Here is a 10,334-nt window from a genome sequence, read left to right as displayed (position 1 = left end):
GGACCTCTGTCCCAAATTCTTATTGAAGTCGGTTCAATTTGCTCCGCGCTGTTTCAAGAGTTGGACCACGTTGGCCCGATCAGCAGCCCGAGCGACACGCAAAGCTGTCCAACCCTCTGCGCTTGCATTAATATCGGCTCCTTTGTCAAGGAGTAATTCGACGATTTCCAGATTGCCGCCTTGAGCCGCAGACATGAGAGCAGTCCAGCCTTCTTGGTCCTTGTCGTTGATGTCTATCCCCTTGTCCACTAACAACTTGACAATTTCTAGATTCCCACCTTCAGCAGCATACATCATGATTGTGCGGCCAGAGCTGGTTTTAGCATCCACATTGAGGTCCTTCCCTGTAACCAGCTTCATCACTTCACTATCGCCACTTTTGGCAGCAAACATCAGAACCGTCTGCGCATCTTCTGTTTTAGCACTGCAGTCGGCTCCTTTCTCCATGAGGAATCTCACAATCTTCAAATTGCCATGTTCCGCGGCGTACATTAGGGGTGTTTTCCCATCTTCATTCCGGTTATTGACCAGTGCACCTTCTTCAATGAGAAGCTTTACCGCTTCAAGCTGACCTGAGCCAGCGGCTGTCATCAGGGGAGTTTGGCCGAGTTCGTCACCAGCGTTAACATCGGCGCCTTGATCGATGAGCAGCTTTACGGCATCTAAGTGGCCCTTTTGAGCAGCAGCGCTTAACGCACGCGAATAGTGACTGTCTTTTTTGAGCAGCAGCCTCAACATATTCAGATTGCCGGTCTCGGCAGCCAAGTCCAGTGCTGTCTCTCCCATGTCCGTCTGAGCGCTGTCATCCGCCCCTTGTTCCAGGAGCAGCTTCACGATGCTGACGTTTCCACCTCGGACTGCAAACATGAGCACTGTGAATCCGCTGGAAGACCTGGCATTCACGTCCGCGCCTTGTTCCGTGAGTACCTTCACGATTTCCAAATTGCCGTGTTTTGCGCCAATCATGAGTGGGGTTATGTCTCTCAAGACACCTCTGCGAGTGTCAACAGCGAGGCCCTCCTTAATAAGGCCCTGTAGCGCATGAAGATCCCCCAGTTCAGCCGCATCGGCTAGGGTCAATGTGGCGCCCCTCTCTCTGAGCAACTCTGCTACTGCCTTGTGGCCGCGAAGAATAGCCAGGTTCACCGCGGTGTTGCCCGAAAGATCCTTGACGTTGATTTGAGCACCGCTTTGAATCAGAAGATTCACAATTTGAAAGTTGCCAGACAGAGCGGCTTCCATGAGAGCCGTTCTATCGTGAGCGCCTTTGGCATTGATATCAACGCCCCTTTTTATAAGATGTTGAACATCCTTCACATCTTCTAATCTGACTGCATCAATTAGCCTCGCTTGGGCTCCATGCCTCTTGAGTTGTCGTGCGATTTCAACGTGGCCTGAACTGGCGGCTAAGCTCAAGGCCGTATTGCCCGAACTATCTCTTGCATTGACATTAGCGCCCTTTGCAGCGAATAGTTTCACTATTTCAACGTGGCCGGCCGAGGCAGCCTGCATCAGGGCAGTCCGTCCGTCAGAGCGCTTGGAGTCAACAGGAGCGCCTTTGTCAATAAGAGTTTTGACTTTCGCAATATCTCCAACCGTCGCTGCTTCCACGAGCTGTTGGTCAAGAGGAGGCGTTGGCTGTGCCGTCACTGTCCACGAGAGAAGTGATAGACTAAGAAATACTATGAAGCATAGCTTGATCATGAGCGGATTGCGTTTTGTCATCATGAGAAATCTCCGCTTCAACCCGCAAGCGATTCCGGGTATAAGTGATTCCGACTGATTCCTGTGATTCCTGGTGCACCATACTTAATAAGACTTCATCTTTCCTCTTGGTGCCCAGTCTTTCTTCTCTGAACATTCGTGACTAATGAAGTCGTCGCTCTCAGAGGATGCCGCTCTGATGGATCAAAGGCACAAAGCAGCCCCATCTCCTCGTGCAACGCTCTTTTCTCTATTTTGGATCTGTTTCAGGATTTAATCTCGCATTAATGTAATCCCCTTCTTGACTCCCTTTACGACGGTTTGGAAATTGTCAGCCGACCAATTGAAAACAATAGCTTCCCCCAAAGAAGAAATAGAGAGGAGCCCCTCAAATAACCTTACGCGAACAACGTCTCTTACCATGAGACTTAAATACAATGGTCGAAGCGTAAACAAAGCGCCCCGAACTTGTCAAGTGAGAAAAGGATTTGTTCGTAAAGCTTCAGTTTCGAGCGGTAGTTTGAGAAGAATTTTATTTTTGGGGTTAAATGGTTCTCGCGTTCGGGTTTGAGATGGGGTATAGGCTTGGTGGGTGAAACGCTTGTTCAGGTGATGATGGGATGAGCATAAACGGTTGTCCGGTTTGTTTGGAAAAACAGCGTTGCATTGACGAGTTAAAAGAAAAGATCCAGAGCCTGGAGGCTAAACTGCGCTATCAAGAGCGCAAGGCTCAAGAAGGATACTTCGGCTCTTCCACTCCCTCATCCAAAATACCAATCAAGAGGAACAGTGAACAGAAGGAGAAAAAGCCCAAAGGTGCGCGGCAGGGACACAAAGGTTCCGGTCGCAAGAGCCACGAGTGCGAGTTTGATTATGCGGTAGAAGTGGAGGCTCCAGATATCTGTCCCGAATGCGGGGGTATTCTTGAAAAGAAAGGGGTGGAAGAGAGGAGTGTCCTGTATACGCCTTCTCAAAAACCCGAACGAATAGTATTTCGCTTACCCAAAAGGTATTGTTATCGTTGTGAACGCACGTTTACCCCCCAGACTCCCGGAGTGCTTCCCAAGAGTCTTTACGGAAATCAACTCATTGCCAATGCCATGACGATGTATTACCTCTATGGTCTTCCCATGGGACGGATCTGTGAACAGACCGGAGTAAGCGAAGGAAGCCTGATGGAGGTATACCATCGAATGGGGCGACTTTTTGAAAGAATTCCTCAAAAGCTCATTGAAGAATATCGACAAGCTCCTGTGAAGCACGCAGATGAGACGAGCTGGCGCACTGACGGCAAGAACGGATACGTTTGGCTCTTCGCCACTCCCGATTTGAGCATTTTCCAATTTGGCAAGAGTCGCTCGTCCCAAGTAGTTCATGCAGTCCTCGGCAAAGATCGGCTACCGGGCGTTTTGGTTGTGGATCGTTACCGCGGCTACAAGAAAGCTCCATGTGAGATTCAATATTGTTACGCTCACCTTCTGCGAGATGTCCAGGATTTGGAAAAAGAGTTTCCCGAAGAAGCAGAGGTCTCAACTTTTGTGGCTGTTGTGGCTCCTTTACTTGCACTCGCTCAGGGACTTCGCAGCCAACCGATTACGGATAAGCAATTCTATCGTCGAGCGGCTAAGCTTCGGACTGAAATTAAGGCCGCTATGGAGCGACCGGCCCGCCATATGGGTATTCGCCGGATTCAAGATATCTTCCGTGAAAATGAAGAGAGGCTTTATCACTGGGCTCGAGACCGAACGATTCCGGCAGAAAACAATTTAGCCGAAAGAGATCTGAGACCCTCTGTTGTGGCAAGGAAGGTCAGCTATGGATCTATTTCTGATAACGGAGCCAAGACGCGCAGTATTCTCACAACCGTCCTCACCACCCTCAAGAAACGAGGTAACGACCCTGCAGAACAGATGAAGAAAACTCTCGATCAATTAGCAACGAATCTTAAGCTGGACCCCTATGAACTCCTCTTTCAAAGAAACGGCCCTCAAGAATAGCTATATCCATCACAATTGCTCCCGCGAATAACTGAAGCTTTACATTTGTTCAAAAAAAGTCGGTTGAGTAAGTCTGAGAGCAGCCAATCCGTATCTGCTTGAAATGACGTCCTGCTGTGCGATTAATGCATAAGTAAATTTTTCCAATTTCTTATTAGCAACAATACGTTACAGACGATCTGGACATCCAAAATGATCGTAAAGCTTTCGCACGAAGATGGGGGAGGTGGAACGAAGCGCCCCCCGACCAATCGGTACCGCAAAGCATAAGGCATTGAAAATTCAAGTCGGTTGGTTGTTGCGACTTCGGAAACTCGCCGAACAAAACTAAGGAACCTGAACGACTCTGAGACGATTCCGAACAGATCGTGCTCAAGCAACTTTCTGAGTGACGTGATGGATAGCCCGGAACCACCACTCGTACGATTTGTCCCATATTTCACGCTTTACCTGTCCAGAATGCCAACTTCAGTAATTATGTATGGTGTACCCGGAATTCCAGTTTTGCCGTCAGCACCAACTACGTTCTTGGACTCTCCGATGCCATCCGGATCAGGCCCCGCGCCGTTCGGATCGACAGACTTAGGATAATCTTGTGCCCCCCACCCGTTCACTTGCCAGCAGTTTTCATCATAAACGGTTATAGGGTTTTTGGACTCAAGGATTTCGACATGAATTGCTACGACGCCAAAAAGGTCCCAGGCCATGATGTCACCTTGAGCAGCGTCCTTCAAGGGCACCTCACAAAAATACTCTTTCCAACGACTCAACCGGTTGCGAGGCGCTGAATGGTAACCGAGCCCATTAAGTGTGTCAGTAACCAGGTACCAGCAGTCCGTGTCTTTAAGTTCATCACCGTCGGCGTTTCCTCCAGTTCCATCCTTCCAGTATTCCCACCCATCAGAAAACTTGTAGTATGCGTCCTCAAAAATTTCTCCTATGGGGTTTTCGTTGCAGACCCACTTTTCCGATATCCAGCACCTATTGTACGAGGCCATATCCGGATTCCTTTCCTTATACGGTGCGTTAAGCTTCACACACCTCAACATTCTCGGATCTCATCAACCGCAAACACTGTTTACACCTGGCAAGGAGCGTCATCCAGCGCATTTGCAGACTAGGGGACATGCACATTAATATAGAGCTGTACATCAGGAGGAGGTTTGAGCCTTCTTGCATCGAAAGTTATCACATTCTCTGAGATTATCTTCGGCCCAGTCGCGACCGGAAAGTATACGTGGGCCTTGCTTGTTCCGCCCACGTCCGTGCAGTCTATTACAAAAGTGGCTCTTCCGATACCGTCTTTCCAGTATCGCCCGGTTCCAAAGATGTAAAACGCTCCTCTGGGCCAGACAGGATAGGAGTATTCAGCTTCGTAAATTGTGCGAATGGTTGTTCTTGCATGCCGCGGGAAGGTAACACGCTGCCCCAGCCAATCATTCCTCATGGGCCCCAGCCGCGCGTAACTGTAAATCAACTTGCCTAGGAGGTAACGCAGTGAAACCAGATCTTCCCATAGACTCACATGTGCTTGAGAGTCACGAAACTCTGTGGCATTCACGTGTCGGCCATCCACCCATGTGTCAAACCGCACGAAGTCTGGTTGTGGCAACCAGCCCCCAGTCAATTTAACTCTTCTTTTCGGGAAACCAACCCATTCCGTAACTGTTTCGCCTGTGTTGAACAAATGAAATATGGCATCGACCGTGTAAGAGCGCTGTCCTAGTCGGATCATTACTTGTTCCGAGTCCATGCGAACGGTCTCGTGTTGGGACTTTGGCGCAGCACCTCCTCCCACGACGTGAAGGGGAGTCTGGTTCGTCATTCCTGGATTCGGAAAACAGAGGAAAGCCCCAGTGATCAAATACAGAAGCAATCGTCTTGGGCACATTCTTGCCTTCTTCTTGGAGAAATCGATAAATCGCCTCTTCATGATCTATTCCTCAGTCGTGTGTGTTTTGATCAGTTTCAATATCTCTGGTTGGTCATACATGGCGGCATGCGCGAGTGGCGTCATCTTCTCCCCTCTTGGCATTTTGCGATCTACGCTTGCATCAGCACCTTTGTCCAGGAGGAGTCGAATGGTATCCACCTGCGCACTGCCGATAGCGTCCATGAACGCTGTAGAACCATCCTTGCGTCTGATATTGGGATCAGCGCCTTTTTCCAAAAGCAGCTTTACGACTTCGAGGTGCCCCTTTTGAGCAGCATACATGAGAGGTGTCCAGCCATCACTATCCTGTTTATTCACATCAACTCCCGATTGGACAAGCCTTTGCACTTCCGTCTGGTCGCCCAGCATGGCGGCGGTCGGCAGCGCAAGTTCGGCTCCATAGCCCTTGAGGAGTGTCACCAGATCGGAGTGATTCGTAACTGCGGCCCACATGAGCGCAGTGGACTCATCGTCAGCCTTTGAATGCACATCAGCTCCTTTTTCCAGGAGCAGATTCACCACATCGATGTGGCCGGAAATGGCAGCCCACATCAACGCAGTGGACCCGTCCTTGAGCTTCGCATTCACATCGACTCCTTTGTCTAAAAGGAGTCTCACCACTTCGGCGTGTCCAGACTCCGCAGCCTTCTTCAGAGGTGTCGCATCATAGGCCGTCTGCGCATTCACATCAGCACCTTTGGAGAGCAGCAACCTAACCATTTCCAGGTGACCTCTCGCAGAAACTTCCATCAATGCCGTTAGGCCGCTTCGATATGTTGCATCGACTTGCGCGCCCTTTTCGATGAGCAATTCCACTATAGCGGTGTGGCCTCTGCAAGCTGCCGCGGTAAGGGCATGTCCGCCGTATCTGTTTACCCAATGATGATCGATCTCAGACACATGATCGAGGAGAAGCTTGACAATTTCCAAGTGTCCATTGCCTGAGGCTAACGGGATGGCTCGATACGCAGAATCAACGTTAGCACCTTTGTCCAGAAGTTTCTTGATGAGTGGGAGATCTCCGTCTCTTGCTGCCCATACCAGTTGTCGGTCAACGGGAGGCGTGGGTATCATGATCCAAACCAGCAGGGCCAGTCCCAAGACTAGGACTATCGCAAGAGCGGCCACCCACTTTAGGATCGAGCGAATGCGTGGAATTTTCATGAAGATCTCCGGTTCATCCTGCTAACATGCTCGAATCGACTCAGCACCGATGTCTGAACAATAGGAGCAGACCTAATACAGTACGACACGTCTTATTGAAAGGGCAATCCTGGCTATTACCCCTGTATTGCCTTGGGGATCGCGCCTTTCTGCTTTATCAAATTAACAGGTGTGCGAAAAGGTATCGCTTTGTTTCCTTGGGAATTCCGCTGAATTCGGTACACCATACTTATCTCAGAACACCCTTCTCAGACCTAAGACAGCCTTCGAGCCATACTTGAGCAACCGCACTGCTCCACGAATTTATTTCCGGATTCCGGGTACACCATGCTTGATTAACGTTGCCTTTCCAATTCGGACCTGGCTTTCTGTTTCCGAATTTCGTGAGCAATCACTTTCTCGAGTAATCTGTCAACTCGTGGCTCTGAGATGAAGACACCTGATCTGAGGTGTCTCATTCGAGCCCATCGTACAGCACTCTTTTCTTTATCTTGCATCTGTTCATAGAGGCTTTAATTCTCGAATAAAGTAATCCCCTTCTTGACTCCCATTACGACTTTGAAAATTGTCAACCAATTATAGACAATAGCTTCCCCCAAGATGAAAAACAGAGGAGCCCCTCACATAACCCTACGCGAACAACGTCTCTCTTATCATGAGACTTAAATACAATGATCCAAGCGTAAACAAAGCGCCCCGAACACGTCAAGTGAAAAAACGATTTGCTTGTAAAGCTTCAGTTATTCGCGGGAGCAATTGTGATGGATATAGCTATTCTTGAGGGCCGTTTCTTTGAAAGAGGAGTTCATAGGGGTCCAGCTTAAGATTCGTTGCTAATTGATCGAGAGTTTTCTTCATCTGTTCTGCAGGGTCGTTACCTCGTTTCTTGAGGGTGGTGAGGACGGTTGTGAGAATACTGCGCGTCTTGGCTCCGTTATCAGAAATAGATCCATAGCTGACCTTCCTTGCCACAACAGTGGGTCTCAGATCTCTTTCGGCTAAATTGTTTTCTGCCGGAATCGTTCGGTCTCGAGCCCAGTGATAGAGCCTCTCTTCATTTTCACGGAAGATACCTTGGATCCGGCGAATGCCCATATGGCGGGCCGGTCGTTCCATTGCGGCCTTAATTTCAGTCCGAAGCTTAGCCGCTCGACGATAGAATTGCTTATCCGTAATCGGTTGGCTGCGAAGTCCCTGAGCGAGTGCAAGTAAAGGAGCCACAACAGCCACAAAAGTTGAGACCTCTGCTTCTTCGGGAAACTCTTTTTCCAAATCCTGGACATCTCGCAGAAGGTGAGCGTAACAATATTGAATCTCACATGGAGCTTTCTTGTAGCCGCGGTAACGATCCACAACCAAAACGCCCGGTAGCCGATCTTTGCCGAGGACTGCATGAGCTACTTGGGACGAGCGACTCTTGCCAAATTGGAAAATGCTCAAATCGGGAGTGGCGAAGAGCCAAACGTATCCGTTCTTGCCGTCAGTGCGCCAGCTCGTCTCATCTGCGTGTTTCACAGGAGCTTGTCGATATTCTTCAATGAGCTTCTGGGGAACTCTTTCAAAAAGTCGCCCCATTCGATGATATACCTCCATCAGGCTTCCTTCGCTTACTCCAGTCTGTTCACAGATTCGTCCCATGGGAAGACCATAGAAGTAATACATCGTCATGGCATTGGCAATGAGTTGATTTCCGTAAAGACTCTTGGGAAGCACCCCGGGAGTCTGGGGAGTAAACGTGCGTTCACAACGATAACAATACCTTTTGGGTAAGCGAAATACTATTCGTTCGGGTTTTTGAGAAGGCGTATCCAGGACACTCCTCTCTTCCACCCCTTTCTTTTCAAGAATACCCCCGCATTCGGGACAGATATCTGGAGCCTCCACTTCTACCGCATAATCAAACTCGCACTCGTGGCTCTTGCGACCGGAACCTTTGTGTCCCTGCCGCGCACCTTTGGGCTTTTTCTCCTTCTGTTCACTGTTCCTCTTGATTGGTATTTTGGATGAGGGAGTGGAAGAGCCGAAGTATCCTTCTTGAGCCTTGCGCTCTTGATAGCGCAGTTTAGCCTCCAGGCTCTGGATCTTTTCTTTTAACTCGTCAATGCAACGCTGTTTTTCCAAACAAACCGGACAACCGTTTATGCCCATCCCATCATCACCTGAACAAGCGTTTCACCCACCAAGCCTATACCCCATCTCAAACCCGAACGCGAGAACCATTTAACCCCAAAAATAAAATTCTTCTCAAACTACCGCTCGAAACTGAAGCTTTACATTTGCTTGAAAAAAGTTTGTTCAGTAAGTTTGAGAGCCGCCAATCCGTATCTGGTTGAAATGATAGCCCGTTGTGCAAACAGAGCATAAGTAATTTTCCAATTTTCTATTGACGACAATAGGTTACAAAAGCTGGGACTCAAGAAAAATGGTGAAGCTTTTAGCTGCAGGATTGAGGAGGTCGAACGAACGTCCCCCACAGGCCCCCAGGGCTGTATGATCAAGGAGGATATGGGCAATCCAAACTCCTTGGATTTAAGCCTTTTAAGAGCAACAAGGTTAATGGCGATTCCGTCCGGCAACAAAGACATCCCGGACGTGGGCTCTCGCCACTCGCATATCACTTTGATAATCCTGATGAACACGAGTAATAATCCGCAAGCGCGCTGGCTTACGACTGCCAGACACGTCCAGAGTCGCAAGTCGGATTCCGTCCTGAGGGCGCGGGACAAAATCCTGCTCCTGAGGGGGCATCAGGCCGGGACGGAATCACTCCACACAATTGGCTTCAGGGCAAAATTGAAGCGTGTCCGGTTTTGCAGTGACTTTTTTCTTCCGTAAAAGGGGTTCACTGGCGCTCATTCGTGCGAAGATTAATTTCCTCCTGCCATGGCGACTTGCCGCAAAATCTCATTTGCCACAGAATCCTGAAGCTCGGCAAGTCTCGTCAATAAGTATCGGAAAGCTTTGAATGCATCGACATTTGTTCGAAGCTCCGATCGTCGCAGATTCCGAGACTCCGGATATAGATTCCGTATAGATTCCAGATTCCGGGTACACCACAGATTCCGGGTAGATTCCGAGATTTTGTAGATTCCGTGTAGATTCCGGGTACACCATACTCAATTGGCTTTACCTTTCCAATTCGGACCTGACCTTCTACTCAATTTTTCAGAGCAATTATTTCCTCAAGTAATCTATCGACTCGTCGCTCTGAGAGGGGACACCTGATTGAGGCGCGCTAAATCCGAGCCTTCGTGCAGCCTTCTTCCTTTGGTCTTGAACCTGTTTATGGAGGCTTTAATTCTTAATAGTAATCCCCTCAGACCTGTATTTCCGCCAGGCGATACTTGAAGAATCGTTTGCAAGATCACCCTTGCATGCCTTTTCTTCTTTCCGCGAAAGATGATGGTCGCGATAGCGAGGGGGGACCATGTCCAAGTAGTTCATATTCCGCTACTAGAGCCAGTTTTTCCCATGAGTATTTGGGATTTCAGAATGCGCGAGTGCCGAATTCTCGCGAAATCGGCTCCTGAACGACC

General features: G+C 49.1%; 6 protein-coding genes. 1 reads left to right on the top strand and 5 read right to left on the bottom strand.

Features of this window, described 5'->3' with window-relative positions:
- Positions 1-33 precede the first annotated feature (33 nt).
- Positions 34-1,728: an ankyrin repeat domain-containing protein gene (locus DESTI_RS17325; protein WP_014811268.1), complete on the bottom strand. Its 1,695-nt coding sequence runs from the start codon at positions 1,726-1,728 to the stop codon at positions 34-36.
- A gap of 596 nt (positions 1,729-2,324) precedes the next feature.
- Here DESTI_RS17325 and tnpC (DESTI_RS17320) point away from each other — a divergent pair.
- Positions 2,325-3,701, top strand: coding sequence for an IS66 family transposase (gene tnpC, locus DESTI_RS17320; protein ID WP_014811267.1), 1,377 nt, complete (start codon positions 2,325-2,327; stop codon positions 3,699-3,701).
- Positions 3,702-4,147: 446 nt separating this feature from the next.
- Here tnpC (DESTI_RS17320) and DESTI_RS17315 read toward each other — a convergent pair whose 3' ends face one another.
- The 4 genes from DESTI_RS17315 to tnpC (DESTI_RS17300) all read right to left on the bottom strand — a co-directional run bounded on the left by DESTI_RS17315 (position 4,148) and on the right by tnpC (DESTI_RS17300) (position 8,946).
- The gene (locus DESTI_RS17315; protein WP_014811266.1) at positions 4,148-4,699 is read right to left on the bottom strand and encodes a hypothetical protein; all 552 of its coding nucleotides are present in this window, start codon (positions 4,697-4,699) and stop codon (positions 4,148-4,150) included.
- Positions 4,700-4,818: 119 nt separating this feature from the next.
- Positions 4,819-5,634, bottom strand: a complete 816-nt coding sequence (locus DESTI_RS17310) for a hypothetical protein (RefSeq protein WP_014811265.1) — start codon at positions 5,632-5,634, stop codon at positions 4,819-4,821.
- 3 nt (positions 5,635-5,637) lie between these two features.
- Positions 5,638-6,798: an ankyrin repeat domain-containing protein gene (locus DESTI_RS17305; RefSeq protein ID WP_014811264.1), complete on the bottom strand. Its 1,161-nt coding sequence runs from the start codon at positions 6,796-6,798 to the stop codon at positions 5,638-5,640.
- Between the two features lie 771 nt (positions 6,799-7,569).
- The gene (gene tnpC, locus DESTI_RS17300; protein WP_014809758.1) at positions 7,570-8,946 is read right to left on the bottom strand and encodes an IS66 family transposase; all 1,377 of its coding nucleotides are present in this window, start codon (positions 8,944-8,946) and stop codon (positions 7,570-7,572) included.
- Between the last annotated feature and the right edge of the window lie 1,388 nt (positions 8,947-10,334).

Origin of the sequence: Desulfomonile tiedjei DSM 6799, from assembly GCF_000266945.1 — a bacterium.
In the GTDB taxonomy this organism is placed as follows: Bacteria; Desulfobacterota; Desulfomonilia; order Desulfomonilales; family Desulfomonilaceae; genus Desulfomonile; species Desulfomonile tiedjei.
This window is presented reverse-complemented; position numbering and strand designations above follow the sequence as displayed.